The organism is Bradyrhizobium sp. cf659 (assembly GCF_900113725.1).
GTDB lineage: Bacteria > Pseudomonadota > Alphaproteobacteria > Rhizobiales > Xanthobacteraceae > Bradyrhizobium.
This window is the reverse complement of sequence record NZ_FOQJ01000001.1, coordinates 776,055-802,693: the sequence shown is the minus strand read 5'-3', so window position 1 is coordinate 802,693 and position 26,639 is coordinate 776,055. Positions and strand designations below refer to the sequence as shown.

Below are 26,639 nucleotides of genomic sequence, written 5' to 3'. Positions count from 1 at the left end.
ACTGCGTGTGAGCGTGCGCCCATCAAAGGACACGGGGTGTACCATGCGTAATAAATTGATTGCCGCCTTCGCCTGCACGACCGCTCTGGTTTCGACCGGCGCTGCGTCCGCCGCCGATCTCGGTGCGCGCTACACGAAGGCGCCGGCCTATGCCGAGCCGCTGTTCAACTGGACCGGTTTCTATGTCGGCGGCCACATCGGTGGCGCATGGACCAACGAGCAGTTCATCAACAACGGGAGCGGTGCGCCGTTCGCGGATCTATCGCCGGGCCAAGGCTTCCGTCAGCGCAACTCGGGCGTCATGGGCGGCGCCCAGATCGGCTACAATTGGCAGGCCAACAACTACGTGTTCGGCATGGAAGGCACCATCTCCGGCCTCGACAACAAGGGCTCGTTCACGAACACCGTGTTTGGTGTCGGCCTCGACGATCAATTCAGCTGGCGCGCCAACGTGCTCGCGACGGTCGTCGGTCGTGCGGGCTTTGCCGTGCAGAACAACCTGTTCTACTTCAAGGGCGGCTATGCCGGCGTGAACAATCGTCTCTCGGTCATCGACAATGTTGCGAACCCGTCCACGGGCTCCGGCGGTCAGACCCATTGGCACAACGGCTGGACCGTCGGCGCCGGCTGGGAATACGGCGTCACCCGCAACTGGATCGTCGGCCTCGAATACAACTACGCGGCCTTCAGCAGCCAGACCTATCAGCTCGGCGGCACCTCGGGCAACTACACCTTCGATGCCAAGCCGCGCGACATCCAGTGGGCCGTCGTGCGCGCGAGCTACAAGTTCGACGCGCCGGTCATCGCGCGCTACTGAGCAACGAACGACCAAGCAGCAAAAAAAGACGATCACTGACAAATTCAAAGCCCCGGCATTGCCGGGGCTTCTTTTTTGCGTGCAGCGCGCGTGCGTCTCAGGCCATCACCGAGAACCCGCCGTCGACGGGGATCGCGGTGCCCGTGACGAAGTTCGAGGCGGGCGAGGCCAGGAACACCGCGATGCCGGCGAAGTCGTCGATGTCGCCCCAGCGCCCCGCAGGCGTGCGCGCCAGCACGCGCTCGTGCAGTCCCGACACCTGCTGCCGCGCGCCGCGGGTGAGGTCGGTGTCGATCCAGCCGGGCAGGATGGCGTTGACCTGGATGTTGTCGGGCGCCCAGGCATTGGCGCAGGCGCGCGTGTACTGCACGATGCCGCCCTTGCTCGCCGCGTAGGCCGTCGCGAAGCTGGCGCCGAAGATCGACATCATCGAGCCGATGTTGATCACCTTGCCGTTGCCGGACGCCTTCAGCGCCGGATAGGCCAGCTTCGAGCACACGAAGGCGCTGGTGAGGTTGGTGTCGATCACCTTGTTCCACTCGTCGAGCTCGAGCTCGTGCGGCGGCTTGCGGATGCTCATGCCGGCATTGTTGATGAGGATGTCGATGCGGCCGAACTCCTTGACGACGCGGTCGATCATGGCTGCGACCGCCGCCTTGTCGGTCACGTCGGTGGTGACGGCGATCGCCTTGACGCCGCGCTGCCCGAGATCGGCAATTGCAGCGGCCGACTTGGTTTCGTTGCGTCCGACCACGGCGATATTGGCGCCGGCATCGGCGAGCCCGTGCGCCAGGCCGAGCCCGATGCCGCCATTGCCTCCTGTGACGATCGCGACCTTGCCGCGCAGATCGAACCGGCTGGATGTCATGCTTTCACTTCCTGGTTTCTTCTATTGGTTGCTTTGCCAGATCAGGACCAGCCCGAAGCCGGCCATGGCTGCGCCATAGCCGGCCCATTGCAGCTGGTTGACCATGAAGCTCGATCGCGGCCAGGGCACCGTGCCCGTGCCCTGTCCGATCCAGAGCAGCCCGACGGCGAGGACAAACAGGCCTGCGATCAGCAGAAATCTGCGCATGCGTTCCTCCCCGTTGATCTGCTTCGTCGCGGCCCACGGGCATGAACGTTTGCCGCGGCCACGAAAACTTCCGGCCAGACTAGCCGTAGCTTCGGTCCGGATACAATGGCCGTGGATGCAAGACTGCCGGGAGAGGACGCATGCTCGTGCGCAAGATGATCGTGGGGACAGCGGCTGCGGCCGCGCTGGTTGCGGCCTATGCCGTCATTCCGCGTCATGCGGATCTGCGGGCGTTCGATCCGGCCGAAATGGCGCGGCTGGAGACCGCGATGTGGCGCGACTATTACGACAAGCGCTATGGCGCGTTGTTCTACCAACTCTACAAATCGACGCGGACGCAGTTCGGCTTTTCTCCGCTTCAAAGCCTGCATGTCGCGTTCAGCGCGGCCGAGGCCGCCAGGACGTTTCAGCCGACGCGGTCGCGCCGGGAGGCCGATGCGGCGCTACCGGCCCTCGTGGCGTACTACCGCAACTTTGCGCCGGCCGCGCCTATGGCGTTCGACGTCGAGGAGGCCGCCCGTCTCGAACTTGACTGGTGGCAGGCGCGCCGCGAAGCGGTGGCTCCGCGCGACTATGGCCTCACCATCGCACGCGTGGCCGCGCTGACCTACGGCAAGGGCGCCGATGATTCCGGCATCAGACGGTTCGGCATCGCCCGGGCGGAAGCCATGGCGTTTCGCGATGCGCGGGGGGAGGCGATCACTGACGCCGACTGGACGAGGATCGAGAATCAGCTCGGGGAGGCGTACCGGACGCTCAAGGCAAGCATCGGCCGCTAGATCTCGAGAGCATCGCACAACGAAAAAGCCCCGGAGGATGCCGGGGCTTTGACGTCTGAACTTGCGTTCGGATCAGTACTTCGCGACGACCGGACCGGTCCAGTTGAAGCGGTAGACCAGCGAGGTCGAGATGGTCTGGTTCCAGCTGTTGGCGCGGATGCTGTTGACCAGCGGAACGTTGCCGGCGTCGAGCAGCTCGGTCTGGGTCTTGGCATTGTAGAAGGCCGAGCGATACTCGGTCTTCATGAACCAGCCGGGCGAGGTGATGCCGAAGATATTCAGGCTGTTCTCGACGCCGCCACCGATGAACCAGCCGTTGCGGTTGTAGCTGGCGAGATGAACGCCCGCGGGAACGCCAGCCAGCGTCGTGAAGTTGGTCTGGCCGAAGTGAGCGCCGGAGTAACCGCCGTTGACGTAGGAGAGAACGTTCGGGGCGACCAGCCAGCCGAGGCGAACGCCCGCGGCCCAGGAGTCTTCCAGCTTCTGGTTGCCGGTGATGCCGAAGATCGGATCCTGAATGGTGGCGCGGATGCTGCCGAACTGACCGTCAGCGAACACACCGGCGACCCAGGTGCCGCTGAACTGCCAGTCGTAGCCGAGACCGACGGTGCCGAACCAGCCCGAGCCACCCTGGCGCTGCGTGATCGTCAACGGCGTGCCGGTTACCGTATCAACGACGCTCTGGTCAGCGTTCGACAGGCCACCGCCGCCACCGCCGAAGATGTAGAAGCCGGTCCAGTTGGCGACGGGCGCCGCCACCGGGGCCTTCACGTAGGGACGGGCCGCAAGGTCAGCCGCCGAGGCCGAACCGGTCATCGCCGCAGCTGCGGTCAGAGCCAGCAAAATCTTCTTCATGATAAAATCCCCAACCTTGGTCTGTAGCAGGCGCGAGCGCACTGAGGTTCGTGTCGTCTGATGCCCGGACTATAGACGGTTCTCGCCGAAATGCTGTTGCCGGGCAGGCACACTCGCCGGAAAACGCCAGCCGATTGGGTTTGGAAGCGGTCACACATGAATCTGGAAAAGTGCTGTTATTTCAATTCGTTACATGGATTTCCAAAATCTCCGGCTCGGGTAAGGTTTCGTTAGTGAACTCAGCTTTGTCCGAAACGGAGGCAGTCCTGCCTCAGCCTTGGCCCCTGTGAGTCGCTGGCCGAGTCGCGGGCTGGCGTGCGGCGTGGCGCATGAAGCGCCGGAACAGGGCGGTATCGTCTCCAAAAATGAAAAAGCCCCGGGCTTGGGCCGGGGCTTTTTCACGGGAGCGCGCGAGGTCAGACGTCCAGCAGATCCTCATTGGCAAACTCGGCCTTGTCCGAGATGAACGCGAAGCGCGCCTCGGCCTTGGTTCCCATCAGGCGCTCCACCGAATCCGCCGTGGTGTCGCGGTCGTCGGCCAGCAGGACCACCTTCAGCATGGTCCGCTTGGCCGGATCCATGGTGGTCTCCTTGAGCTGCGCCGGCATCATCTCGCCGAGGCCTTTGAAGCGGTTCACCTCGACCTTGGCGTTGGCGTTGAACTCGCTCTTGAGCAACGCCTCCTTGTGCGCGTCGTCGCGTGCGTAGACCGACTTCGAGCCGTGGGTGAGCTTGTAGAGCGGCGGCACCGCGAGGAAGAGATGGCCCTCGTCGATCAGCCGCGGCATCTGCCGGTAGAAGAAGGTGATCAGCAGCGAAGCGATATGGGCGCCGTCGACGTCGGCGTCGGTCATGATGATAATGCGCTGGTAGCGCAAATCCTCTTCGCGATACTGCGCCAGCGTGCCGGAGCCGATCGCCTGCACGAGGTCGGAGAGCTGGGCGTTCGCCGTCAGCTTGTCCTTGCCGGCGGAGGCCACGTTGAGGATCTTGCCGCGCAGGGGCAGCACGGCCTGGGTCTTGCGGTCGCGCGCCTGCTTGGCGCTGCCGCCGGCCGAGTCGCCCTCGACGATGAAGAGCTCGGAGCCTGCGGTGCCGGCGTCGCTGCAGTCGGCGAGCTTGCCGGGCAGGCGCAGCTTCTTGCCGGCGGTCTTGCGCGCCGTCTCCTTCTCCTGGCGGCGGCGCAGCCGTTCCTCGGCGCGGTCGATCACGAAGTCGAGCAGCTTGTTGGCCTGGTTCGGATTGCCGGAGAGCCAGTGGTCGAACGGATCCTTCATCGCCTGCTCGACGATGCGCTGCGCTTCCGCCGTGGCGAGGCGATCCTTGGTCTGGCCCTGGAATTCAGGCTCGCGCACGAACACCGAGAGCATCACGGCCGCACCCACCATCACGTCTTCCGACGTAATGGACGACGCGCGCTTGCCCTGGCCGACGCGCTCGGCGTGATCCTTCAGGCCGCGCAGCAGCGCGCTGCGCAGGCCCGATTCATGCGTACCGCCATCGGGCGTCGGCACCGTGTTGGTGTAGGAGGAGAGGAAACCGTCGGCATCCGCGGTCCAGGCGACAGCCCATTCGCAGGCGCCATGCGCGCCGTTGCGCCCCGACTTGCCGGAGAAGATGTCGGGATGCACCAGCGTGTCGGCGTGGATCGCGGCGGCGAGATAATCCTTCAACCCGCCGGGGAAGTGGAACGTCGCTTCCGCCGGCACGTCCTCGATGCCCTTGAGCAGCTCGGGGGCGCAGTTCCAGCGGATCTCGACGCCGCCGAACAGATAGGCCTTGGAACGCGTCATCTTGAACAGGCGCTGCGGCTTGAACGCGGCCTTGGCGCCGAAGATGTCGGTATCGGGCTTGAAGCGCACGCGCGTGCCGCGGCGGTTGTTGATCTTGCCGAGATCCTCGAGCTTGCCCTTGGGGTGCCCGCGCTCGAACGTCATGCGGTAGAGTTTCTGGCTGCGCGCGACCTCGACCTCGAGAAGGGAGGAGAGGGCGTTCACCACGGAGATGCCGACGCCGTGCAGGCCGCCCGAGGTCTCGTAGACCTTGCTGTCGAACTTGCCGCCCGAATGCAGCGTGCACATGATGACTTCGAGCGCCGACTTCTTCGGGAACTTCGGATGCGGATCGATCGGGATGCCGCGACCGTTGTCGGTGACGGTGAGAAAGCCGTCCGCGCTGAGTTCGACGCCGATGAAGGTGGCGTGTCCGGCCAGCGCCTCGTCCATCGAGTTGTCGATGACTTCGGCGAACAGGTGATGCAGCGCCTTCTCGTCGGTTCCGCCGATATACATGCCGGGCCGGCGCCGCACCGGTTCCAGGCCTTCGAGCACCTCGATGTCCGCCGCGGTGTAGTCGGCTTCCGCGCCGCCCGCGCGTGGCGCCGCCTTGGCGGCGCGGGGCTTTGGCTCGTCGCCACCGAAAAAGTCGTCTTTTGCTTTTGGTTTCAACTGCTTGGACATGAATCTTGATGCGTTTTGAGGGCCGCTCTGGCGGCGAATCGGTTCGGGCGACTATGACACGGCTGGCCTGGAAAGGTCACCGCAGGGCCGGCCGGCGCCGGGGTTGCGAGCTAATCCCGGCGAATTTACGCCGCAGGTCGCTCAGTTCCCGGCAATTTGACAGCGAGGTCCACGCTCAGCCGGGCTTTGTGACTTGATGTCACACAAGTCCCTGGCTTACCAGTCTTTTTCACTGAACGGGACCTTGAGACGGGGCGGGAAGGCTATTCTGGCATGGAGCAGTTTGCGCACGCACTGGCCGACTTCGTGCGCGCGCACGAGGTTTGGGCGGCTCCGATCGTCTTCGGGCTGGCGTTCGGGGAGTCGCTCGCCTTCATCTCGCTGCTGATCCCGGCCTGGGGCGCACTGGTGGCGATCGGCGCACTGGTCGGGGTGAGCGGCATCAGCTTCTACCCGGTGTGGCTTGCCGGCGGCCTCGGCGCGGCGCTCGGCGACTGGGTGTCCTACTGGTTCGGCTATCGCTACAAGGAGCATGTCGCGCAGATGTGGCCGCTCTCACGCTATCCGGAACTTCTCCCCAGGGGTGAGGCCTTCGTGCGGAGCTGGGGCGTGCCCAGCATCTTCATCGGCCGGTTCTTCGGCCCCTTGCGCGCCTCCGTGCCGCTCGCCGCCGGCATTTTCGAGATGCCCTATTGGAGCTTCCAGATCGCCAATTTCGTCTCGGCGCTGGTCTGGTCGGCGGCGCTGCTGCTGTTCGGCGACGTGATCGCCAAGCTGATGGAATGGATCTGGCGCGTGATCTGACGCCTGAACCTTGACGGGAACCAGATCTGGCCTTATAGCCGCGCGCCATGATCAACGCCGCGACCATTCTGTTCGCCCGTCGCCGCCGCCGCTCTTTAGCGGTTTGGGCGGTCGATCGCGTTTGAGATCATCGTCTTTGCCGCTGGACCCGATCCGCGGCATCCTCTCTCCTGTCAGCGCGATCTGATCCGGCGGCTCCCCCAAGGAGGCCCAGCAGGAGACCACGATGTACATCCCACCCTTTTTCAAGCAGGACCGCTCAGCGAGCCTGAAATTCGCAGGCGAGCGCGGCTTCGGCACCATGTGCGCCTTCGACGGCCACAAGCCGCTCGCCTCGCCGCTGCCGTTTTACCTGACCTATGCCGCCGACGGCACGCCGCAGGCCGCCTTTCATGTTGCCCGTCACAATCCACTGCTAAAGCTTGCGGACGGCGCGACCTCGTGGCTGCTCGTGGTCAACGGCCCCGATGCCTATGTATCGCCGGACTGGTACGTCTCGCCGGACCAGGTGCCGACCTGGCTCTACCAGTCGGTGCATCTGGCCGGGCCGGTGCGGTTCCTGTCGGATGACGAGCTGTCGGTGCAGATCGATACGCTCAGCGACAAGTTCGAGAGCTGGCTGCTGCCGAAGAAGCCGTGGACGTCGGGCAAGATGACGGCGGGCCGGCTCGAAGCAATGAAGAAGGCGATCGTGGGCCTGGTGATGACGGTTGAAGAGATCGAAGGCAGCTTCAAGCTCAACCAGCACAAATCGGACGCCGACTATACGGCGATCGCCAATGCGCTCGGTGCGCAACCCGCCGCCGATGCCAGACAGATCGCGCAACTGATGCAGGACGTGAGGCCGGAAGCCTTCGCGGCCGAAACCAACAAGCTCGAAAGGAGCGTGCCATGAGCCTTACTGAGACCAAACAGGCCCCGAAGGCGGGCGCTGCGACCAAGCCCGCCACCGTCTTCGTCGACGGCGGCTCCGGCACCACCGGGCTCGGCATCAACGAGCGGCTGAAGCTCCAGAGCGACGTTGTCGTGAAGACGATCGCCGACGACAAGCGCAAGGATCCCGCGGCGAAGAAGGCGCTGATGGAGGAGGTCGATCTCGTCATCCTCTGCCTGCCCGACGACGCCGCCAAGGAGACGGTTGCGCTCATCGACAGCATGGGGCCGTCGGGCCCGAAGGTGCTGGACGCCTCGACCGCCTACCGGGTTGCGCCCGACTGGGCCTACGGCTTTCCGGAGCTGACGCCGGATCAGCCCGCCAGGATCAAGGCCGCGAAGAAGGTCTCCAATCCCGGCTGCTATCCGACCGGTGCGATCGCGCTGTTGCGGCCGATCGTCGATGCCGGGCTGCTGCCATCAGACTATCCCGTCACGGTGAACGCGGTGAGCGGCTATTCCGGCGGCGGCAAGTCGATGATCGCGAGTTTTGAAGACGGCAGCGCGCCGTCCTTCGAGCTCTATGGCCTCGGCTTCGAGCACAAGCATCTTCCGGAGATGCAGCTTTATTCGAACCTGACGCGGCGGCCGATCTTCATCCCCTCGGTCGGCAACTACCGGCAGGGCATGCTGGTCTCGGTGCCGCTCCAGCTCGACACGCTGCCGGGCAAGCCCAGCGGTGCCGACCTCCAGGCTGCGCTGGCAAAACGCTACGCCGGCTCGACATACGTCTCGGTGATGCCGCTCCAGAACGAGGCGACCAAGGGCGGCCGGCTCGAGCCGGAGGCGCTGAACGAGACCAACATGCTCGAACTCTACGTCTTCGCCAGCGACAAATATCACCAGGCCGTGCTGGTCGCGCGGCTCGACAATCTCGGCAAGGGCGCCTCGGGCGCGGCCGTGCAGAACATGCGGCTGATGCTGGGATTGGCGGACCAGTAGGGCAGTCTCGTGCCCCGGACGCAGCGCAGCGCCTCCTTGGCGGTGCGCTGCAGAGCCGGGACCCGAGCCAGCGCTTGCCGACGCGAGTGTCGCCATGGACGAGACCACGCTGCAATTCTACCGGCACAACGCCGCGGCCTATGCCGGCTGGGCGAAGGCGCCTTCGACGCGGCTGAGCGGCTTTCTCGCTCTGCTGCCGCCCGCAGGCGCGATCCTCGAGCTCGGCTGCGGCGCCGGCAACCATTCGGCGGTGATGCTGGCCGAAGGTTTTTCGGTGCGTGCGACCGACGGCTCGCCCGAAATGGCCGAGATCGCCTCGCAGCGGCTCGGTCATCCCGTCGAGGCGATGCGGTTCGACGAACTGGATGCGCACGATGCCTATGACGGCGTCTGGGCGAGCGCCTGCCTTCTGCATGTGCCGCGCGACGAGCTCGCCGGCATTCTTGCGCGGATTCATCGCGCGCTCAGGCCATCGGGTGTGTTCTACGCCAGCTACAAGATGGGTGAGGGCGACGGCAGGGACAGCCTTGGGCGCTACTACAACTATCCGCCGCGAGATTGGCTCGAGGCGACTTACGCCAGCGCAGGCCCCTGGATCACGCTGTCATCCGACACCAACGTGATCCAGAGTTTCGACGAGACGCCGGCCAACATGCTGAATCTCGTCGTTCGCAAGGTTGCAGCCTGATCGTTCGGAGGTGTTGAAAATCGCCGGCGGCAACTATGCCACGGTCCATTCCAGCAGGGCGTTTTGCGCGTGCAGAAGGTACGCCTTCGCCGCCGTGCTCTGGCAAGCGCAGTGGCTCATCGCGTCGGCCGTGACTTCCTCGCCCCTGGTGACCGGCGGGCAGGGGAGGAAGATCGCATCCGGGCGGCAATTGTCGAGGAGCGAGGCGGATATCCGGTAGCTTCCGAGTTGCTCGTCACGCGCTCCGCCGGGCCAGCAGTCCGTGATGATCACGTCCGCATCGTACAATGCGTCCAGATCGGTACTGACGGAGAATCCCGGACTCGCGATGTCTCGGATATGCCAATCCGCCGGATAGGCCTGGGTGACCTCGACCGGCAAGGCGATGGACGCTTCAACCCAGGAGCGGAGGATGTTGGCATCGGGTGCCACGCCAACGACCTTCAGGCCTTCGAGCGTTCCGCGCCTGCTCTTGACATAAGCGAGATCGCCCAGCGTCTCGCAGGGGTGGTTCGATCGCGTTCTCGCATTGACGACCGGCGCGGTCGCGTTCGATGCAAGCTCGTGCAAGGTCGACAATTCGGGGGTGCGCACGACCAGGATGTCGAACCAGTTGTCGAGGTATTTGGCGAGATCAGCCGTTGCCTCACGGACGTTGAACCTGACCGGAGGCTGGACGCAGATGCCTCCCATGGCCTTCACGCCAAGATCGAAGGCGGTCGTATTCCGCCATCCACCGTCGTCAGCGATGACGGCCACGTGCTTGCCGGCGAGGCTCTGAGGCAGGGCACGGTCGTGCCAGGCCTTCGCCAGAACCTGCGTCCGGTCGATGATCGACAGGATCGTGTCCGCGCCGAGGTCGTGGAATTGGAGGAAATCCCGGCTGGATTCGCTAGGCATCGCGCCGCATTGCCGCCCGCCCTGGGCGCCTTCAAACCACCTTGAAGATCGCCAGCGCCAGCACGGCCTGCGCGAGGAAGCCGACGGTGAAGGCGAGGGTGCGGAACACCGGGATTCCCATGGCGTAGACGATCAGATGTGCGACGCGCGACCAGAAATAGACGGCGCAGGCGAGCACGGTCCATTTCGTGGAATAGTCGATCGCGTTCAGGATCAGCACCAGCGGTGCGAAGAGCACGAGGTTCTCGACGGCGTTGTCATGCGCGAACATCAGCCGGTTGGCCCATTCCGACTGCGGCTTGTCGCCGCGCGAGGGATTGGCCAGCGCGCCACTGAGGCCTCGAACCTGGCAGCGGTTGATGGTGTAGGGAATCCAGAGGATCCCGGTCAGGATCACCGTCAGTGTCAGCCAGAACAATTCGCGCGTCATGGTGCGGTCCCCTCTCTCGTCGCAGTGCTGAAGGCGAGCTTATACAAGCGCAGGAGATTCCGCTATGCGCGAACCCTGACATAGCTGCCGGGCGCATCCTCGAGCGGGGGGAGCGCCTCGCTGCCGACTGCGCGCGCCGGGACTTCCTCGGGATCGAGCTCGCCCAGCCATTGCCGCCAGTCCGGCCACCACGAGCCCTTGTGCTCGACCGCGCCCTTCATCCACTCGGCGACGTTGACGTCCTTGATGTTGTCGTTGGTCCAGTACTGGTACTTGTTCGAGGCGGGCGGGTTGACCACGCCGGCGATGTGGCCCGAGCCGGACAGCACGTATTTCACCGGGCCGCCGAAGAACTGCGAGCCGTACAGCACCGACTCGGCCGGCGCGATGTGGTCCTCGCGGGTGGCGAGGTTGTAGACGGGCACCTTGACCTTGGAGAGATCTAGCAGCGTGTTGTCGAGCACCATCGTGCCGGTCGACAGCCGGTTCTCCAGATAACAATTGCGCAGATAATAGGAATGGTTCGACGCGGTCATGCGCGTCGCATCCGAATTCCAGTGCAACAGGTCGAATGCGCTCGGCTGCTGGCCCCTCAGGTAATTGCTGACGACATAGGACCAGATCAAATCGTTGGAGCGCAGCATGTTGAAGGCCATCGCCATCTTCGAGCCTTCGAGCACGCCGGCGGCCTTCATGTCCTGCTCGAGCGATGCGATCTGCTCCTCGTCGACGAACACGAGGAGATCGCCGGCATGGGTGAAGTCGACCTGCGCCGCGAAGAACGTCGCGGACGACACGCGCTGGCGGCGCTTCTCGGCGAGCCAGGCCAGCGTGGTCGCGAGCATCGTGCCGCCGACGCAATAGCCGGCGGTGTGCACCTTCATCTCGCCGGTGACCTTCTCGATCACGTCCATTGCCGTGAGCGGGCCTTCCTTCATGTAGTCTTCCCAGCTCTTGTTGCCGAGCCGCTTGTCGGGATTGACCCATGAGATCACGAACACGGTGATGCCCTGGTCGACGCACCACTTGATGTAGGATTTCTCCGGCTTGAGATCGAGGATGTAGAACTTGTTGATCCAGGGCGGCACGATCAGGAGCGGGGTGCGCAGCACGTTCTCCGTGGTCGGAGAATACTGGATGAGCTGCATCATCTCGTTCTGGTAGATCACCTTGCCAGGCGTCGTCGCCATGTTGACGCCGACGACGAGATTGTCCGGGTTGGACTGGCGGATCTTCAGCATGCCCTTGCCGGCGGCGATGTCCTCGGCCAGCATCTTCAGGCCGCGCGCGAGATTTTCGCCGCTGCTCGCCACCGTCTCGCGCAGCACTTCCGGATTGGTCAGCACGAAGTTCGAGGGCGACAGCGCGTTGGTGACCTGCTGGACGTAGAACTCCGCCTTGCGGCGGGTCTGCGGATCAAGCCCCTCGGCGTCACGCACCAGCTCCTGCGCCCATTTGGTCGTGAGCAGATAGAGCTGCATCACGAAATCGAAGAACTGGTTCGATTTCCATTCCGGGTCGGCAAAGCGCTTGTCGCGCGGCGATGGCGCGATCGCGGGCGGGGCGTCCTGACCGGCCATGCGGCGCGCCGCCGACCCCCAGAGGTCGAGATAGTCCTTGGCGAGCTTGGTCTGGAGATCGGAGGAGCGGGACGTATCCGACAGCCAATATTCGGCGACCGAGGTGAAGGTCTTGACGACTTCGGCAAGCTCGGCCGGCGGGCGGTCCTGCACCTCGCCGCTCTCGCGCGGCTTGAGGAAGGCGGCCAGCGCCTTGCCGCCGCTCTCCATCGCCCGCGCGACATTCATCGCGAAGGCTTCCGCATCGAATTTCGTCTCGGGTTTGGGCGTGTCGGTCGTGGCCATACTCATGGGCAGAACAGTAACGATTCATTCCGTATTCGTCACCGCGAAGCTCGCATGTTTGACGTTAAACACTCTCGAAGATGTGTTGCACTGCGACAAATTTTCTTGGTTCCGTCACAATCGAGCCGCACCGCTCGGTTTGGTAGTGCCGGGCTGTTTTCTCGCTCGGACCATTTGGGCAGCAATGGTTTGAGCTTGGGCGTGGTCTTGGGTAAGGTTGCCCGGGGCCGTGCTTTGGGACGAGTAGGGGATTTTCCCAAGTGTTGGCGTTGAGGGACCTGCAAAAGTCGCTGCTGATAGGTGGCGCGCTGCTGAGCGTGGCGTTCGCGCTGGGCGGCTGTTCGAGTCAGCTCGCGGATATGACGCCTGCGGATGCACAGGCGCATGCCCGGGAGCCCGGCAGCTATTTGCCGGTACATGATCTGCCGCCGGAGCGCGATCAGGCGGTCATTCCGCCGGACCAGCGCGCCAAGATCGAGGCCGAGCTTGCCGCCGCGCGCGACCGCCAGGCGGTCGCCGCAAAGGACGCCAAATGAGGCGGTGCAAGGTAATCGCTGGCGCGACCGCCTTGGCGTGCTAAAAAGAGCTCAGTTCAGCCGAGAGTCAGGGCGAACGACTTCAGCTTCCATCGTTGAAAATCTCTCTAAGTATTTGATTTTGAGTGATTTTCGCGAAAGTTGCAGTTCGTCTTCGAACGGCCGTCCCAGCCTGTCGATTCTGTCCTGACCGGGTGCCCGGAGCCCAGAGAGCCATGGAAGAGTTTTACCGCATCCGCCGCCTTCCGCCTTACGTGTTCGAGCAGGTCAACCGGGCCAAGGCGGCCGCGCGGAATGCCGGTGCCGACATCATCGACCTCGGCATGGGCAATCCGGACCTGCCGGCACCGCCGCACGTGCTGGAGAAGCTCAAGGAGACGCTCGGCAAGCCGCGCACCGACCGCTACTCGGCCTCCCGCGGCATCCCTGGCTTGCGCCGGGCCCAGGCCGGCTACTACGACCGCCGCTTCGGCGTGAAGCTCAACCCCGACACCCAGGTGGTGGCGACGCTGGGCTCGAAGGAGGGCTTTGCCAACGTGGCGCAGGCGATCACCGCGCCGGGCGACGTCATCCTGTGCCCCAACCCGAGCTACCCGATTCACGCCTTCGGCTTTTTGATGGCGGGCGGCGTGATCCGCTCGGTGCCCTCCGAGCCGACGCCGCAGTTCTTCGAGGCGGTGGAACGGGCGATCGTGCATTCGATCCCGAAGCCGCTGGCGCTCGTGGTCTGCTATCCCTCGAACCCGACCGCCTATGTTGCGAGCCTCGACTTCTACAAGGACCTCGTCGCCTTCGCGAAGAAGCACGAGATCCTGATCCTGTCCGACCTCGCCTATGCCGAGGTCTATTTCGACGAGAACAACCCGCCGCCCTCGGTGCTCCAGGTGCCCGGCGCGATGGACGTCACCGTCGAGTTCACCTCGATGTCGAAGACCTATTCGATGGCCGGCTGGCGCATGGGCTTTGCGGTCGGCAATGAGCGCGTGATCGCGGCGCTCGCCCGCGTCAAATCCTATCTCGACTACGGCGCCTTCACGCCGGTGCAGGTCGCCGCGACCGCCGCGCTGAACGGCCCCGACGATTGCATCAAGGAGATGCGCGACACCTACCGCAAGCGCCGCGATGCGCTGGTGGAATCGTTCGGCCGCGCCGGCTGGGAGATTCCGCCGCCGGAAGCCTCGATGTTCGCCTGGGTGCCGCTGCCGGAAGCGTTCCGCAGCGTCGGCAGCATGCAGTTCGCGACCCTGATGGTGGAGAAATCCGGCGTCGCGGTGTCGCCCGGCGTCGGCTTCGGCGAGCATGGTGAAGGATATGTCCGCATCGCCATGGTGGAAAACGAGCAACGGATCAGGCAGGCCGCGCGCGGCGTGCGCCGCTTCCTTGAAAGCGGCATCGAAACGTTGCACAACGTCGTTCCGCTCGCCAACCGGCGCTAATTCTCTTCGACAGGTTTTCTGAAGGCATCATGGTCGCACCCCTGAAAGTGGGCATAGCGGGGCTCGGCACCGTGGGTGCCGAAGTCGTCCGTTTGATTGAAACGCAGGGACGCGTGCTCGCGGGCCGCAGCGGCCGCGGCATTCGCGTCGTCGCCGTCACCGCGCGCTCGAAGGCCAAGAAGCGCGGTGTCGACCTGCGCGGCGTCGAATGGGCGAAGGATCCGATGGCGCTGGCCACGCATCCCGAGGTCGACTGCTTCGTCGAGTTGATGGGCGGCGCCGGCGATCCCGCGCTCTCCGCGGTCGAGGCCGCGCTTAATGCCGGCAAGTCCGTCGTCACCGCCAACAAGGCGCTGCTGGCCAAGCACGGCCTGAAGCTCGGCAAGGCCGCCGAAAAGCACGGCGGCGCGCTGAATTTCGAGGCAGCCGTCGGCGCCGCGATCCCCGTCATCAAAACGTTACGCGAGGGCCTTGCGGGAACCGGAATCAACCGCGTCTACGGCATCCTCAACGGCACCTGCAACTACATCCTGACGCGGATGGAGCAGGAGGGCCTGTCGTTTGCCGAATGCCTCAAGGACGCGCAGCGGCTCGGCTATGCCGAGGCCAATCCGGCCTTCGACGTCGACGGCCACGACACCGCGCAAAAACTCGCCATTCTCGCCAGCCTCGCTTTCGGCACGAAAGTTGCTCAAAGCGCGGTGTATGTCGAAGGTATCTCCTCCATTGCGCCGGAAGATCTTCGCGCGGCTGCCGATCTCGGCTACCGCGTCAAGCTGCTCGGCGTTGCGGTCCGCACCGCCAAGGGCATCGAGCAGCGCGTGCATCCGACCATGGTTCCAAAATCCTCCTCGATCGCGCAGGTGATGGGTGTCACCAATGCGGTCACGATCGATGGCGAGGGCATTCCGCCGATCACGCTGGTCGGCCCCGGTGCAGGCGGTGCTGCGACCGCATCGGCCGTCGTCGCCGACATCGCCGATGTCGCGCGCGGTATCCGCGCCAATCCGTTCGGCCGGCCGATCTCGCATTTGCGCGACACCAGGAAGGCGCCGATGGAGCGCCATGAAGGCGGCTACTACATCCGCCTTCTGGCGCGCGATTTCCCCGGCACTGCGGCCGCGATCGCAACCCGGCTGGCAGAACAGAAGATTTCGATCGAGTCGATCGTGCAGCGCCATCCCAATGGCGGCGCTGCGCCGGCGAACGGCAAGGCGGTCCCCGTGCCCGTCATCCTGATCACCTATGCGACGCACGAAGACGCCGTGCGCCGCGCGCTCGCCGCCGTGCAGCGCGACAAGGTGATCAGCGGACGGCCGCAGGTGATCCGGATCGAGAAGAACTAGAGCATGACCTGGATCCGAAGGACCGCGCTGGCGCAAAGTGCGAAGCGGTTTTCCGGTCAGGTCAAGCTCAAACAATGAGGCGGTTCTGACGAACGAACCGTGGGCGTTACGAGTTGATGCGGGCAGGGAGTCCTGTCCAAAACTGTTTCGAAGGAGTTAGCCGATGTCGACCCATATTTCAGTCCCGCCGCAAGCGTTGCTCGAGCGCATCCTCACGCTGGAGATCGTGCGGGTGACCGAGCGGGCCGCGGTGTCTTCGGCGCGGCTGCGCGGACACGGCAATGAGAAGGCGGCCGACCAGGCCGCCGTGGACGCGATGCGGCGCGAGCTGAACAAGCTGCCGATTCAGGGCACCATCGTGATCGGCGAGGGCGAGCGCGACGAGGCGCCGATGCTCTATATCGGCGAGCAGGTCGGCCTCAAGGCCGGCCCGGAAGTCGATATCGCCGTCGACCCGCTCGAAGGCACCACGCTGTGCGCCAAGAACATGCCGGGCTCGATCGCCACCATGGCGATGGCCGACGGCGGCACGCTGCTGCACGCCCCCGACGTCTACATGCAGAAGCTCGCGATCGGTCCGGGTTACGACAAGGGCGTCGTCGAACTCGATGCGAGCCCCGCCGACAACGTCCTCCGCCTCGCCAAGGCCAAGGGCGTCAAGCCTGACGGCATCACCGTTCTCGTGCTCGACCGTCCGCGCCATGCCAGCATCATCGAGAGCGTGCGCTCGACGGGTGCCGCCGTGCGCCTCATCACCGACGGCGACGTCGCCGGCGTGATCCATTGCGCCGACCCCGACAACACCGGCGTCGACATGTATCTCGGCACCGGCGGTGCGCCGGAAGGCGTGCTCGCGGCCGTGGCGCTGCGCTGCATCGGCGGCCAGATGCAGTGCCGCCTCATCCTCGATTCCGACGAGAAGCGCGAGCGCGCCGCCAAGATGGGCGTCAACGATCCCAAGATGATCTACGGCATCGAGGACATGGCGCGCGGCGACTGCCTGTTCGCCGCCACCGGCGTCACCACGGGCTCGCTGCTCTCGGGCGTCAAGTTCCGCAAGGACGGCGTGATCGAGACCGAGACGGTGGTGATGCGCTCCGTCACCGGCACCGTGCGCTACATCAAGGCCGAGCACCGCGAGCTGGCGAAGTTCCACCTGGATTGATACCGCGACTGTCCCGCGCGTGATCGTCCGGCTGGTCCAGTCGGACGATCGCCGCGGATTGATCCATCGCTTGTCTGCTACGGGCTGCGAGGCGGAGCCGGCATGAACATAAACGCGTCGCACAAAGTCAGAGCGAGCTTGGCCGCGGCTTGAAGCAAGCCAACTTCCTCGGCCCAAGGCTGGAGAATGGACCTCGCGGACGCAATGTCTCCGCTCGCGAGCGCACGGCGCGCGTTCGTGTCGGCCTCGGCATACGTGTCAGTTGCGATCATACCGGATAGCGCCTGCGAGAGGCCTTCATCGAAGCTCTCCAGGCGGACTTCCGAATGGTAGTGATCCGGCTTTAGCCTGATTTGGTTCTCAGTCCGTGCCGGATCGAAAAGCCCGACCTTGCCCAACATGACCAGCAGCGGATGATTCCGGGCAATGGAGGCGGGAATGATCGGATAGGTCCTGACTCTCCCGAACCGGTCCGGAACGGACGAGAATGAAATGACTGGCCCGATGTTGAAGCGCGAGTTGCGGTGGAGCACAGCAACGCGATGATCGATCTCGGCGTCGGCCTCGAACACGGCACCGTTCTTGATGCTCGCGTCGAGGCCGGTTGCGATGAGGTATGACGAAAGCTGGGCAACGCGCGCGGTGACGGCGCGTTGATCGAGACCATCCACCTCAAACTCGATCTCTCGTCCCATGAATGCGGACAATCCAACCGTATGAGCCCCTACGGTCTTGCCGGAACGGAAGGGGACGATCTCCATCCACAGTCCGAACGGTTGATCTGGAAACGGGTCGAACGCACAGCGTGACTGCTCCAGCCACATCTCGGGGGAGCGGCCAACGTTTCCCCGCCAGACGACGGCGACACTATCAGGCAGCGCTTCGAGCACGGCGCCGACAACGGCCGTCGTGAGCTGCGTGCTTTCAGCGAACCCAAGCGCTTTCGCATCTGCATTGTTTTCGGAGGAGCCCATCGTTGAGACGATGAGGTGCGCGCGATGGCGGCCGGCGGCGTGTAAAGCGTCCGGCCATAGCCACGAGGCCCGCTGCCATAGCCGCTGATCGTAGGGCATCGGCGCACGCATCATGAGGATGGTCATGAGATGATCACCGGCGCGGATAAACATCGGACCGTCGGTGCCGTTACTTGGTGCGACGGTGCTGCGGCCCCACTGCAAGTCGGGATGACGAACGCGCAACGTCTCTATCACAGCTCCCTCATCCGGGAGGCGGGCATTCTCAAGCAATATATATGCAACAGGGATAGTGGTCATGGCAGATGCGTTTGCACCCCGGACTGGTTGAGGCCGGTCAACTCGCTCGTCCTGGACGTGCTTGATGAGGCGGACTACCGCTATTGTTGCATGGAAAGGATCATGCTTTAAAGCCCTCGATCTCAGCCGGAGCCAACCGAGCTGCAGGATAGTCAGCGGAGCAAAGCATGACCACAACGTCCGATCTCACCGCCGTCAAAGCCCTTGTCTTCGACGTGTTCGGCACCGTGGTCGACTGGCGCACCAGCCTGATCACCGACTTCATGTGGTGGAGCAAGCAGCGCGGCATCAGTGCCGACTGGACCGCGCTGGTCGATGGCTGGCGCGGCATGTACATGGCTTCGATGGACGACGTGCGCAAACATCCCGAGCGCGGCTACGTCATGCTCGACGATCTGCACCGCCGCTCGCTGGAAAAGCTGGTCGCGCAATTCTCGATCAAGGGCCTCACCGAAGCCGATCTCGATTACCTCACCAAGGGCTGGCATCGCCTGCATCCCTGGCCCGACAGCGTCGCGGGGCTAACGCGGCTGAAGTCGAAATTCGTCATCTCGCCGCTGTCGAACGGCAACGTCGCGCTGCTCACCAACATGGCGAAGTTCGCTGGCCTGCCGTGGGACCTCGTGATGTCCGCGGAGCTGTTCGAGCACTACAAGCCCGATCCCGAGACCTATCTCGGCGCCGCGCGCCTGCTCGGCCTCAAGCCGGGCGAGGTGATGATGGTCGCCGCCCACAACGGCGATCTCGCCGCCGCACAGAAGAACGGGCTGAAGACCGCGTTCGTGGCACGGCCGACCGAGTACGGGCCGTTGCAGAAGGTGGACTTCGAAGCCACCGGCAACTGGGGCATCGTCGCCAGGGATTTTGGCGGCATCGCCGACAGGCTCGGCTGCTGAGATCTTGCGCCGAAGCGGGACGGCGGCCCGCGCTCTACTTCGCGATCGGCGTTGTCAGCTCGGTATCGGTCGTGTCCACCACGAAGACGGCCAGCAGCTTCGCCGGCTCGGTATCGCTGGCGTTGGTGCTGACGGCATGGCGATCGCCGGGCTTCTCGAAGAAGTTCTCTCCCTTGTGAAAGACCTTGGCGGGCTCGTCATTGACCTGGCTTCGTATCGCTCCCTCGAGCACCGTGGCGTAGATGAACGCGGAGCGCGCGTGGGAGTGAGCCGGTGAGGAGCCTCCGGGACCATACTCGACCAGCACGCCCTTCATGCTCTTGCCGGGAGCATTCGGCAGGACCTGGTCGAACACGACGGTCACTTTGGCCGACTTCGCGGCCGGCTGCGTCTCGGCTGCATGGGCCGCGAGGAGGAATGCGGCGTACGCCGCCGTTGCGATCAGCAATCTGCGCATAGGATTTCCTTCATTGCCGTGGTTGCAGCGACCTCGGGACGTCAGGCCGTCGCGAGCCATGTTGCGAGCGGCGTTTTCCCGAGCCGCGCCTCGCCGAGCGGGACCAGCGAGGTATCGGCGATGGGAGAACCGTAATACGGCGCCTTGGCGTCTCCCACCACCGGACGGGTATCGCCGGAGGCTTTCAGGCGGCGCGCAACGAACTCGTTGAAGGGAGCTTTTTCCGGTCCCGCGATATCGATCGTGCCATTGAGCGGCCGTCCCGTCGCGACCTCCGCGAGGGAAGCGACCACGTCGTCGGATGCGATCGGCTGAAACAACGCCGATGGCACGACGATCCGGCCGTCGGCCGCGCCTGTCTCCGCAATGGCGCCGAGGAATTCGAAAAACTGCGTGCCGCGAACGATCGAGTAGGGGACCGGAGATGCCTTGACGATGGTCTCCTGCGCGAGCTTGGCACGAAAATAGGCGATGTCGGGCGAGCGATCGGTTCCCACGATCGATAGCGCGACATGATGCTTGACGGAAGCTGCGGCCTCGGTCGCCGCGAGGTTTTGGCTCGAACGCTGGAAGAACTCGAGCACGGCGGCGGGCTCCCAGGACGGCGCGTTGGCGACGTCGACCACGACATCCGCACCCGCCAGCGCGGCAGCGAGGCCTTCCCCGGTCACGGCGTTCACGCCTGTTTTCGGGGAGGCCGCGATGACCAATTGGCCTTGCTGCCTGAGCTTCGCCACGAGCTTGGATCCGATCAGTCCGCTGCCGCCGATCACGACGATCTTCATGGCATGTCTCCCGAGCATTTTGCGAGCGTGAGCGGCGTGAGACCAAAGGGGCGTCACGCGCTCACGTCGATGAAAGTGATGCGAAGGGACTCTATCCGAGCAGTGAGGCGAGCTCTTGCCTGGAACGGGCCTGCCTTGCCGGAAAATGCTCCAGAAGTGTCGCTGCAACGCGACAAGAACCGGTCAGGGATCATTCCCCTCTGTCGTGAACGGGGGCGGATCAGACGAACGGCCCGGGCCGCACATGCGCGACCCGGGCTTGATGTCGCCGACTACCGACTACAACGTCATCTGCATCGGTTCGGGATAGTAGTGGAAACCGTCGCCGGCCTTGGCGACGTGGCCGTAGCCGGGCCAGGCGAAGTGATAGGACATCACGGGCGTCTTGTTGGCCGCCAGCATGGTGAGCAGCTTGACGCGCGACTCGGCCGCCTGTTTCGGGTCGGTGTCGTAGGAGAATTCCATCCGCGGCCGCTCCAGCAGCAGCACGGAATGGTGCGAGAGGTCACCGAGGAAGGCGAAGGACTTGCCGGCCGAGCTGACCACGAAGATGGTGTGGCCGACGGTGTGACCGGGCGCCGCGATCGCCTGCACGCCGGGCAGGAATTCCTGGCCGTCCCTGAAGAACACGATGCGGTCGCGGACCGGCAGCAGGTTCTTGCGGGCGTGCACGACGAAGTCCTTGGCCGGGCTCCCCAGCTTGCCTTCGTCGGTCCAGAAGTCGAAATCGGTCTGGGAGATGTAGATCTGCGCGTTCGGAAACAGCGGCTTGTTGTTGGCATCCACGATGCCGCCGATGTGGTCGATATGCGCGTGCGAGCAGACCACGGCATCGATGTCCTCCGGCTTGATGCCGGCTTCCGCCATGCTTTTCTGTTGGCGGCCGGTGGTGGCGCCGAACATCTTGGAGCTGCCCATGCCGGTGTCGAACAGGATGAGCTTGTCGCCGGTGTTCACGATCGGCGAGTTCTGCTCGAGCACGACGTTGTCCGGCGACAGGAAATTGTCGGCGAGCATCTTCTTCACCTCTTCCTTCGGGACGCCGGTGAAGGTGCCGGAGGGATCGCCGAGCGGCAGCGGTCCGTCGGAGACGACGGTCACTTCGGCGTCGCCGAGAACGAAGCGGTGCCAGTAGGGAGTCTGGGTGCCGAGCTTGGGAGCGCGTGCCAGCGCACTGCTGCCGAGTATTGCGCTGGCGCCAAGGCCGGCACCGAGTGCGAGCAGGGATCGACGTGAGACATCAAGTGTCATTCGTTTCCTCCATTCTTCTTTTGAGCTGCGCGATTGATCGCGCGTTGTGTTCGGCCTGAGGCCAGCAGTGGAATGCTGCGCCGGTTCAGGCAAGCTAGCAAGTGGAATTGGTTTGCAAGGAGGCGCGGCTTGCCAAAGTGAGCGGCGCAATTCCGGAGCGAGACAAAAACCGTCGCTTGCCGACGTTGCTCTCGTCAGCACGATCCAGCCGGGTGGTGCCGCAATGCAATCAACGATTGTGTCGCGATTGTGTCTCCTGGCCGCGCGACGCGGCGGGACTGCAAGAATCTTTTCGCGTCGGTGCCGAGCGCTGGCGATAGGCCTGACGCGATCTCACGCGATCCGCAGCGCGAGGTCGCTTGCTTCCGTCTCGGCAAAGCCCGCCTGCAAGACCTCTTCACGCTTGTGACGGAGATGCGCACGCAGGATGTGCGAGAGGCCGGCACCGTCGCGCCGCTGCAGCGCGTTCAGGATCGCCTCGTGCTCCTTCACGGCGAACGCCCAGCGTTGCGGCGTCATCGGCGTGACGTAGCGCGCGCGGCGAATGCGCGCGGTCACGGAGGCGTAGAGCCCGCTCAGTGCGGGATTTCCCGCCGCGGCGACGATGGCTTCGTGAATGGCGCGGTTGCCGCGATAGTACTGGATCAGGTCGCCCTCGCGATAACGCTGCACCATGTCCGTGTGCGCAGCGGCGATCTCGCCGATCTCGGCGTCGGTGATGCGCTCGCAGGCGAGCTCGCCGGCGAGGGCTTCGAGGCCCTGGCAGACCTCGAACAGGTCGCGCATGTCCTTGTCGGTCAGCTTTGCCGCGCGCGAGCCGCGATGGGGCAGGAGCTGCACGAGGCCTTCGGCCGCGAGCACCTTGAGCGCTTCGCGCAGCGGCGTGCGCGAGATCTGGAGCCGGTCGCACAGCTCGCGCTCGGGAATCCGTGCGCCCGGCGGGATTTCGCCGTCGAGCAGGATGGCGCGGATGCGGCCGACGACCTCCTCATGAAGCATGGCACGCGACTCCAGTTTGAATGCAAAAATGAAGTAATCAGTCGAAATCTGGAAATTCCAGCTTGCTAATCCCAAATTTTGCATTCAAAAGTGTAAAAAACAAGAGGACATGAGGAAATGGACCTGGCTGCGGAGGCGGACGACCTCGTTTTTGAATGCAACGACGGCATCGGGCGGATCACCTTCAACCGCCCGCAGGCGCGCAACGCCTTCACCTTCGCCATGTACGAGCGCCTCGCGGCGATCTGCGAAGAAGCCAACGGCGATCAATCAATCAAGGTGCTGGTGCTGCGCGGGGCCGGCGACAAGGCCTTCGCCTCCGGCACCGACATCAACCAGTTCCGCGCATTCGAGACGCCGCAGGACGCGATCGACTACGAGAACCGCATCGATCGGGTGCTGACCACGCTCGAACAGTGCCGGGTCCCGACCATCGCCGCGATCAACGGCTTCTGCACCGGCGGCGGAGCGGGCATTGCCGCGGCCTGCGACCTGCGCATCGGCACGAAAACCGCGAAAATCGGATTTCCGATCGCCAGGACGCTCGGCAACTGCCTGTCGATGTCCAATGTCAGCCGTCTCACCGCGCTCATCGGCGCCGCGCGCGTCAAGGATCTGATCTTCACCGCGCGCCTCATTGACGCCACGGAAGCCGCCGCCGTCGGGCTGCTCGGCGAGGTCGTCGAGGATCTTGCCGCCCTCGACAGGCGCGCCGACGAAGTCGCCCGGCTGCTGGCCGGCCACGCGCCGCTGACGCTGACCGCGACCAAGCAGGCGGTCGCCCGCCTGCAAAGGCGGCTGACGCAGGACGAGGGCGAAGACCTCATCCTGATGTGCTACACGAGCCAGGATTTTCGCGAAGGGCTCGATGCTTTCCTCAACAAGCGCGCGCCGCAATGGCGCGGCCAATAGGACGGGCCGATGCAAAGCGATCGATCGCAATCCACCTCTCGCCGTTCGGGACCGCTTGCCGGCCTGAAGGTCATCGATCTCACCCATGTCATGGCGGGGCCGACCTGCACGTTGATGCTCGCCGACATGGGCGCTGACGTCATCAAGATCGAGAAATGGCCGAACGGCGACGACACCCGCCATTCGGTGCCGCCGAAGATCGGCGAGGAGGCGGCCTCCTTCCTGATGATGAACCGCAACAAGCGCGGCATCGTGCTGGACCTCAAGACCGATGGCGGCAAGAAGGTGCTGCGGCGGCTGATCGCGGACGCCGACGTGCTGGTCGAGAATTTCGCGCCGGGCGCCATGGAGCGCCTCGGCTTCGGCTACGAGGAGCTGCACGAGCAGTTTCCGACGCTGATCTACTGCTCGCTGTCGGGGTTCGGCCGCACCGGCCCCTACAAGCACCGCCGCGGCTTCGATCTGGTCGCGCAGGCGATGAGCGGCATCATGAGCTTCACCGGTGAGCGTCCCGACGGTCCGCCGGTGAAGTGCGGACCGCCGTTGTCCGACATCACTGCCGGCCTGCTCGCGAGCATGGGCATCCTCGCCGCCTATACGCATCGCCTGAAGACCGGCGAAGGGCAGTGGGTCGAGACCTCGCTTTACGAGGCCGCGCTGGTGCAGACCTACTGGCAGTCCACGATCGCGCTGGCCGCAGGCACCGCGCCGCGCGCGATGGGCTCGGCGCATCCGCTCAACGCCCCGTATCAGGCCTTCGAGGCCTCGGACGGCTGGCTGGTGGTCGGCGGCGCCAACAAGAAGCATTGGCTCTTGATGCTCGAAGCGCTCGGTGCGAGCGAGCTTGCCGCCGATCCGCGCTTCGTCACCGGGGCCGACCGCATGGCGCATCTGAAGGAGCTCGAGGCCGTCCTGAGCGAGCGCTTCCGCACCCGGTCGCGGGCGCATTGGCTCGCGGTGCTCGACGAGAAGGGCGTGCCGTGCGGCCCCGTGCACGACATGCTGGAGGCGTTGAGCGATCCGCAGACGCTGGCGCGCGAGATGGTCGTCGAGGTCGAGCATTCCACGCTCGGCCCCGTGAAGACGATCGGGCTTCCGGTCAAGTTTTCGGAGACCCCAGGCAAAGTGCGCATCGGCGCGCCGGTCTACGGTGAGCACACAAGCGAGGTGCTGGCCGAGCACGGGTTCGACCAGAAGCAGATCGAAGCGCTCGAACAAGAAGGCGCAATCGTGCTGGCATCAGGAAGACGCGAGGAACGCGTCGCCTGAGAAAAAGTCGATACGACAAGAACAAAAGACAAAATCAGCTGGAGGAAATCATGGGTCGGACGTCAACACTTCTGCTTTCCGCAGCCGCGACCGTGCTCGCCGGCACAGTCCCGGCGTTTGCGGCCTGGCAACCGCAGAAGCCGATCGAGTTCGTGGCCACCGCCGGGCCCGGCGGCGGCACCGACAATCTCGCCCGCGCGGTGCAGAACATCGTCACCAAGTACAAGCTGACGGAACAGCCCATTGTCGTCGTCAACAAGGGCGGCGGCAGCGGCGCCGAAGGCTATGTCTACGGCAAGGCGTCCGCAGGCGATCCCTACAAGGTGATCTTCGGAACGTCGAACGCCTGGCAGCAGCCGCTCGTCTCCAAGGTCGCCTTCAACTACACCGATCTCACCCCGATCGCGGCGATGGCGCAGGACGAGTTCCTGCTCTGGGTCAAGCAGGACGCGCCCTACAAGAATGCGGGAGACTATCTGAAGGCGGCCGCATCGGGCGAATTCAAGATGGGCGGTGCGCAGTCGAAGGACACCGACGAGGTGCTGACCCGCATGATCGAGAAGGCCGGCAAGGTCAAGCTAACCTACATCCCCTTCAAGAGCGGCGCCGAGACCGCCGTGCAGCTCGCCGGCGGACATCTCGACTCCCACGTCAACAATCCCAGCGAGAGCCTCGGGCAATGGCGCGGCGGCACGCAGCGACCGCTTTGCGTTTTCAGCCCGAAGCGGCTGCCGCAGGGCCCAAAGGTCACCGCGAGCGAAGGCTGGAGCGACGTTCCGACCTGCGCCGAGCAGGGGCTCGATATCAAGCAATATGAGCAGCCGCGGACGGTGTGGCTGCCCGGCAAGGTCACGCCGGACCAGGCCGCGTTCTATGTCGACCTCATGAAGAAGGTGCAGGCGACGCCGGAATGGAAGGACTACATCGAGAAGACCTCGCAGGTCGACACGTTCCTGACCGGTGCCGAGTTGGACAAGTTCATCAAGGAGGACCTCGAGCACGTCAAGCAGGTTGCGGGCGAGCAGGGCTGGCTGGTCAAGTGAGGCGGTGCTGTTGCATCGTGCCACAAACTCCACCGTCGTCCCGGCGAAGGCCGGGACCCATACCGCGTGATCTCTCGATGAGTGTTGGTGGTGGTACCGACTTGGCGTCCAGTCCTCGTCAAACTTCTCCCTGGGGTTATGGGTCCCGGCTTTCGCCGGGACGACACTTGATGGCTTGGAAAACGCGTGCGTCGTTCACCGGTCGCTGCACGCCGCCCGAACGGAGCCCCCGATGATATCGCGCCGCGCTCTTGAACTTGCGACCGCCGTTCTCACCGGCAGCTTTGGTGTGGCCGTCGTCGTCTCCAGCCTCGACAACGGCATCGGCTGGTCGACCGCGGGCGTGGACGCCGGCACGTTCCCGTTCCTGACCGGCATCATCATCGTGCTCGGAAGCCTCTACAATCTGGTGAGAGGTCTTCTGCCGGCTACGACGCTCGCAAGCGTTCCCATCGCGATCACACCGATCGAGCTGCGCCGGCTTGCCGGCCTGTTCGTGCCGGCCGCGATCTTCGTGGCCGCGATCCCGCTGGCCGGGATGTACGTCGCCTCAAGCCTGTACGTCTTCGCGGTGCTGGCGGTCCCGAGGCACCAATCCGTGCCACGCGCGCTGGCGATGGCGGCGGCGACGGCGCTCGCGCTCTACGTCGTGTTCGAGCGCATGTTCCAGGTCAGCCTGCCGCATGGCGCGCTCGCCGCCGCGTTCGGCATCTGACGGAGAGG

27 protein-coding genes are annotated in these 26,639 nt (G+C 64.6%); 15 read left to right on the top strand and 12 right to left on the bottom strand.

Features of this window, described 5'->3' with window-relative positions:
• The first annotated feature begins 43 nt into the window (after positions 1 to 43).
• Entirely contained in the window at positions 44 to 817 is a 774-nt protein-coding gene (locus BM118_RS03995; protein WP_092182414.1) for an outer membrane protein, read from the top strand.
• 97 nt (positions 818 to 914) lie between these two features.
• Here the strand turns inward: BM118_RS03995 and BM118_RS03990 are convergent, their stop codons facing one another.
• Together BM118_RS03990 and BM118_RS03985 are read right to left on the bottom strand one after the other, a co-directional pair.
• Positions 915 to 1,685: an SDR family NAD(P)-dependent oxidoreductase gene (locus tag BM118_RS03990; protein WP_092182412.1), complete on the bottom strand. Its 771-nt coding sequence runs from the start codon at positions 1,683 to 1,685 to the stop codon at positions 915 to 917.
• Positions 1,686 to 1,706: 21 nt separating this feature from the next.
• Positions 1,707 to 1,892 (bottom strand): hypothetical protein, encoded by a 186-nt coding sequence (locus BM118_RS03985; RefSeq protein ID WP_027542625.1) that lies wholly within the window; start codon positions 1,890 to 1,892, stop codon positions 1,707 to 1,709.
• Between the two features lie 140 nt (positions 1,893 to 2,032).
• Here BM118_RS03985 and BM118_RS03980 point away from each other — a divergent pair, with 140 nt between their 5' ends.
• Entirely contained in the window at positions 2,033 to 2,671 is a 639-nt protein-coding gene (locus BM118_RS03980; protein WP_092182410.1) for a hypothetical protein, read from the top strand.
• A 72-nt stretch (positions 2,672 to 2,743) separates the two neighbouring features.
• Here BM118_RS03980 and BM118_RS03975 read toward each other — a convergent pair whose 3' ends face one another.
• On the bottom strand, positions 2,744 to 3,526 hold the full coding sequence (locus tag BM118_RS03975) for an outer membrane protein (RefSeq protein ID WP_092182408.1): 783 nt from the start codon (positions 3,524 to 3,526) through the stop codon (positions 2,744 to 2,746).
• 416 nt (positions 3,527 to 3,942) lie between these two features.
• Positions 3,943 to 5,985: a DNA topoisomerase IV subunit B gene (parE, locus tag BM118_RS03970; protein WP_092182406.1), complete on the bottom strand. Its 2,043-nt coding sequence runs from the start codon at positions 5,983 to 5,985 to the stop codon at positions 3,943 to 3,945.
• A gap of 273 nt (positions 5,986 to 6,258) precedes the next feature.
• Here parE and BM118_RS03965 point away from each other — a divergent pair, with 273 nt between their 5' ends.
• From BM118_RS03965 to BM118_RS03950, 4 genes are all read left to right on the top strand, one after another.
• The gene (locus BM118_RS03965; RefSeq protein WP_092182404.1) at positions 6,259 to 6,789 is read left to right on the top strand and encodes a DedA family protein; all 531 of its coding nucleotides are present in this window, start codon (positions 6,259 to 6,261) and stop codon (positions 6,787 to 6,789) included.
• Positions 6,790 to 7,015: 226 nt separating this feature from the next.
• Positions 7,016 to 7,684: an FMN-binding negative transcriptional regulator gene (locus BM118_RS03960; RefSeq protein ID WP_092182402.1), complete on the top strand. Its 669-nt coding sequence runs from the start codon at positions 7,016 to 7,018 to the stop codon at positions 7,682 to 7,684.
• Positions 7,681 to 8,664 carry an N-acetyl-gamma-glutamyl-phosphate reductase gene (gene argC, locus BM118_RS03955; RefSeq protein ID WP_092182400.1) on the top strand — a complete coding sequence of 328 codons (984 nt, stop codon included), beginning with the start codon at positions 7,681 to 7,683 and terminating at the stop codon, positions 8,662 to 8,664. The genes BM118_RS03960 and argC overlap by 4 nt, the downstream gene beginning before the upstream one ends.
• A gap of 94 nt (positions 8,665 to 8,758) precedes the next feature.
• Positions 8,759 to 9,352, top strand: a complete 594-nt coding sequence (locus BM118_RS03950) for a class I SAM-dependent methyltransferase (RefSeq protein WP_092182399.1) — start codon at positions 8,759 to 8,761, stop codon at positions 9,350 to 9,352.
• Between the two features lie 33 nt (positions 9,353 to 9,385).
• Here the strand turns inward: BM118_RS03950 and BM118_RS03945 are convergent, their stop codons facing one another.
• From BM118_RS03945 to BM118_RS03935, 3 genes are all read right to left on the bottom strand, one after another.
• The gene (locus tag BM118_RS03945; RefSeq protein ID WP_092182397.1) at positions 9,386 to 10,252 is read right to left on the bottom strand and encodes an ornithine carbamoyltransferase; all 867 of its coding nucleotides are present in this window, start codon (positions 10,250 to 10,252) and stop codon (positions 9,386 to 9,388) included.
• A 31-nt stretch (positions 10,253 to 10,283) separates the two neighbouring features.
• Positions 10,284 to 10,682 carry an MAPEG family protein gene (locus BM118_RS03940; RefSeq protein ID WP_092182395.1) on the bottom strand — a complete coding sequence of 133 codons (399 nt, stop codon included), beginning with the start codon at positions 10,680 to 10,682 and terminating at the stop codon, positions 10,284 to 10,286.
• Between the two features lie 62 nt (positions 10,683 to 10,744).
• Positions 10,745 to 12,553 (bottom strand): PHA/PHB synthase family protein, encoded by a 1,809-nt coding sequence (locus BM118_RS03935; protein ID WP_177233995.1) that lies wholly within the window; start codon positions 12,551 to 12,553, stop codon positions 10,745 to 10,747.
• A gap of 254 nt (positions 12,554 to 12,807) precedes the next feature.
• On the opposite strand from BM118_RS03935, the gene BM118_RS03930 reads away from it, so the two are divergent.
• The 4 genes from BM118_RS03930 (at position 12,808) to glpX (ending at position 17,030) form a co-directional block, all read left to right on the top strand.
• Positions 12,808 to 13,083, top strand: coding sequence for a hypothetical protein (locus BM118_RS03930; protein ID WP_092182391.1), 276 nt, complete (start codon positions 12,808 to 12,810; stop codon positions 13,081 to 13,083).
• A gap of 215 nt (positions 13,084 to 13,298) precedes the next feature.
• Positions 13,299 to 14,519 carry an LL-diaminopimelate aminotransferase gene (locus BM118_RS03925; RefSeq protein ID WP_027542635.1) on the top strand — a complete coding sequence of 407 codons (1,221 nt, stop codon included), beginning with the start codon at positions 13,299 to 13,301 and terminating at the stop codon, positions 14,517 to 14,519.
• 29 nt (positions 14,520 to 14,548) lie between these two features.
• Positions 14,549 to 15,865 carry a homoserine dehydrogenase gene (locus BM118_RS03920; protein ID WP_092182389.1) on the top strand — a complete coding sequence of 439 codons (1,317 nt, stop codon included), beginning with the start codon at positions 14,549 to 14,551 and terminating at the stop codon, positions 15,863 to 15,865.
• Between the two features lie 163 nt (positions 15,866 to 16,028).
• Positions 16,029 to 17,030: a class II fructose-bisphosphatase gene (gene glpX, locus BM118_RS03915; protein ID WP_092182387.1), complete on the top strand. Its 1,002-nt coding sequence runs from the start codon at positions 16,029 to 16,031 to the stop codon at positions 17,028 to 17,030.
• 77 nt (positions 17,031 to 17,107) lie between these two features.
• Here the strand turns inward: glpX and BM118_RS03910 are convergent, their stop codons facing one another.
• Entirely contained in the window at positions 17,108 to 18,241 is a 1,134-nt protein-coding gene (locus BM118_RS03910; RefSeq protein ID WP_244550048.1) for a hypothetical protein, read from the bottom strand.
• A gap of 230 nt (positions 18,242 to 18,471) precedes the next feature.
• On the opposite strand from BM118_RS03910, the gene BM118_RS03905 reads away from it, so the two are divergent.
• On the top strand, positions 18,472 to 19,200 hold the full coding sequence (locus BM118_RS03905; protein WP_092182383.1) for a haloacid dehalogenase type II: 729 nt from the start codon (positions 18,472 to 18,474) through the stop codon (positions 19,198 to 19,200).
• 34 nt (positions 19,201 to 19,234) lie between these two features.
• Here the strand turns inward: BM118_RS03905 and BM118_RS03900 are convergent, their stop codons facing one another.
• The 4 genes from BM118_RS03900 to BM118_RS03885 all read right to left on the bottom strand — a co-directional run bounded on the left by BM118_RS03900 (position 19,235) and on the right by BM118_RS03885 (position 22,692).
• On the bottom strand, positions 19,235 to 19,657 hold the full coding sequence (locus BM118_RS03900; RefSeq protein WP_092182381.1) for a cupin domain-containing protein: 423 nt from the start codon (positions 19,655 to 19,657) through the stop codon (positions 19,235 to 19,237).
• Between the two features lie 41 nt (positions 19,658 to 19,698).
• The gene (locus BM118_RS03895; RefSeq protein ID WP_092182379.1) at positions 19,699 to 20,442 is read right to left on the bottom strand and encodes an SDR family oxidoreductase; all 744 of its coding nucleotides are present in this window, start codon (positions 20,440 to 20,442) and stop codon (positions 19,699 to 19,701) included.
• A gap of 279 nt (positions 20,443 to 20,721) precedes the next feature.
• Positions 20,722 to 21,693 carry an MBL fold metallo-hydrolase gene (locus BM118_RS03890; protein ID WP_092182377.1) on the bottom strand — a complete coding sequence of 324 codons (972 nt, stop codon included), beginning with the start codon at positions 21,691 to 21,693 and terminating at the stop codon, positions 20,722 to 20,724.
• Positions 21,694 to 22,026: 333 nt separating this feature from the next.
• Entirely contained in the window at positions 22,027 to 22,692 is a 666-nt protein-coding gene (locus BM118_RS03885) for a GntR family transcriptional regulator (protein WP_177233994.1), read from the bottom strand.
• Positions 22,693 to 22,809: 117 nt separating this feature from the next.
• Here BM118_RS03885 and BM118_RS03880 point away from each other — a divergent pair, with 117 nt between their 5' ends.
• The 4 genes from BM118_RS03880 to BM118_RS03865 all read left to right on the top strand — a co-directional run bounded on the left by BM118_RS03880 (position 22,810) and on the right by BM118_RS03865 (position 26,631).
• Positions 22,810 to 23,604 carry an enoyl-CoA hydratase/isomerase family protein gene (locus BM118_RS03880; RefSeq protein WP_092182373.1) on the top strand — a complete coding sequence of 265 codons (795 nt, stop codon included), beginning with the start codon at positions 22,810 to 22,812 and terminating at the stop codon, positions 23,602 to 23,604.
• Positions 23,605 to 23,613: 9 nt separating this feature from the next.
• On the top strand, positions 23,614 to 24,873 hold the full coding sequence (locus BM118_RS03875; protein WP_092182371.1) for a CaiB/BaiF CoA transferase family protein: 1,260 nt from the start codon (positions 23,614 to 23,616) through the stop codon (positions 24,871 to 24,873).
• 50 nt (positions 24,874 to 24,923) lie between these two features.
• Positions 24,924 to 25,916, top strand: coding sequence for a Bug family tripartite tricarboxylate transporter substrate binding protein (locus tag BM118_RS03870; RefSeq protein WP_092182369.1), 993 nt, complete (start codon positions 24,924 to 24,926; stop codon positions 25,914 to 25,916).
• 232 nt (positions 25,917 to 26,148) lie between these two features.
• On the top strand, positions 26,149 to 26,631 hold the full coding sequence (locus BM118_RS03865) for a tripartite tricarboxylate transporter TctB family protein (protein ID WP_177233993.1): 483 nt from the start codon (positions 26,149 to 26,151) through the stop codon (positions 26,629 to 26,631).
• Positions 26,632 to 26,639: the final 8 nt, after the last annotated feature.

What these genes read in the sequence shown, in the direction of transcription:
- BM118_RS03865 (WP_177233993.1), top strand. Translation starts at nt 26,149, where the DNA reads ATGATATCGCGCCGCGCTCTTGAACTTGCGACCGCCGTTCTCACCGGC.
- BM118_RS03940 (WP_092182395.1), bottom strand. Translation starts at nt 10,682, where the DNA reads ATGACGCGCGAATTGTTCTGGCTGACACTGACGGTGATCCTGACCGGG.
- BM118_RS03925 (WP_027542635.1), top strand. Translation starts at nt 13,299, where the DNA reads ATGGAAGAGTTTTACCGCATCCGCCGCCTTCCGCCTTACGTGTTCGAG.
- BM118_RS03885 (WP_177233994.1), bottom strand. Translation starts at nt 22,692, where the DNA reads ATGCTTCATGAGGAGGTCGTCGGCCGCATCCGCGCCATCCTGCTCGAC.
- BM118_RS03920 (WP_092182389.1), top strand. Translation starts at nt 14,549, where the DNA reads ATGGTCGCACCCCTGAAAGTGGGCATAGCGGGGCTCGGCACCGTGGGT.
- BM118_RS03875 (WP_092182371.1), top strand. Translation starts at nt 23,614, where the DNA reads ATGCAAAGCGATCGATCGCAATCCACCTCTCGCCGTTCGGGACCGCTT.
- BM118_RS03945 (WP_092182397.1), bottom strand. Translation starts at nt 10,252, where the DNA reads ATGCCTAGCGAATCCAGCCGGGATTTCCTCCAATTCCACGACCTCGGC.
- BM118_RS03960 (WP_092182402.1), top strand. Translation starts at nt 7,016, where the DNA reads ATGTACATCCCACCCTTTTTCAAGCAGGACCGCTCAGCGAGCCTGAAA.
- BM118_RS03905 (WP_092182383.1), top strand. Translation starts at nt 18,472, where the DNA reads ATGACCACAACGTCCGATCTCACCGCCGTCAAAGCCCTTGTCTTCGAC.
- BM118_RS03900 (WP_092182381.1), bottom strand. Translation starts at nt 19,657, where the DNA reads ATGCGCAGATTGCTGATCGCAACGGCGGCGTACGCCGCATTCCTCCTC.
- BM118_RS03880 (WP_092182373.1), top strand. Translation starts at nt 22,810, where the DNA reads ATGGACCTGGCTGCGGAGGCGGACGACCTCGTTTTTGAATGCAACGAC.
- BM118_RS03950 (WP_092182399.1), top strand. Translation starts at nt 8,759, where the DNA reads ATGGACGAGACCACGCTGCAATTCTACCGGCACAACGCCGCGGCCTAT.
- BM118_RS03890 (WP_092182377.1), bottom strand. Translation starts at nt 21,693, where the DNA reads ATGACACTTGATGTCTCACGTCGATCCCTGCTCGCACTCGGTGCCGGC.
- BM118_RS03965 (WP_092182404.1), top strand. Translation starts at nt 6,259, where the DNA reads ATGGAGCAGTTTGCGCACGCACTGGCCGACTTCGTGCGCGCGCACGAG.
- BM118_RS03895 (WP_092182379.1), bottom strand. Translation starts at nt 20,442, where the DNA reads ATGAAGATCGTCGTGATCGGCGGCAGCGGACTGATCGGATCCAAGCTC.
- argC (WP_092182400.1), top strand. Translation starts at nt 7,681, where the DNA reads ATGAGCCTTACTGAGACCAAACAGGCCCCGAAGGCGGGCGCTGCGACC.
- BM118_RS03985 (WP_027542625.1), bottom strand. Translation starts at nt 1,892, where the DNA reads ATGCGCAGATTTCTGCTGATCGCAGGCCTGTTTGTCCTCGCCGTCGGG.
- BM118_RS03995 (WP_092182414.1), top strand. Translation starts at nt 44, where the DNA reads ATGCGTAATAAATTGATTGCCGCCTTCGCCTGCACGACCGCTCTGGTT.
- BM118_RS03990 (WP_092182412.1), bottom strand. Translation starts at nt 1,685, where the DNA reads ATGACATCCAGCCGGTTCGATCTGCGCGGCAAGGTCGCGATCGTCACA.
- parE (WP_092182406.1), bottom strand. Translation starts at nt 5,985, where the DNA reads ATGTCCAAGCAGTTGAAACCAAAAGCAAAAGACGACTTTTTCGGTGGC.
- BM118_RS03935 (WP_177233995.1), bottom strand. Translation starts at nt 12,553, where the DNA reads ATGAGTATGGCCACGACCGACACGCCCAAACCCGAGACGAAATTCGAT.
- glpX (WP_092182387.1), top strand. Translation starts at nt 16,029, where the DNA reads ATGTCGACCCATATTTCAGTCCCGCCGCAAGCGTTGCTCGAGCGCATC.
- BM118_RS03975 (WP_092182408.1), bottom strand. Translation starts at nt 3,526, where the DNA reads ATGAAGAAGATTTTGCTGGCTCTGACCGCAGCTGCGGCGATGACCGGT.
- BM118_RS03980 (WP_092182410.1), top strand. Translation starts at nt 2,033, where the DNA reads ATGCTCGTGCGCAAGATGATCGTGGGGACAGCGGCTGCGGCCGCGCTG.
- BM118_RS03870 (WP_092182369.1), top strand. Translation starts at nt 24,924, where the DNA reads ATGGGTCGGACGTCAACACTTCTGCTTTCCGCAGCCGCGACCGTGCTC.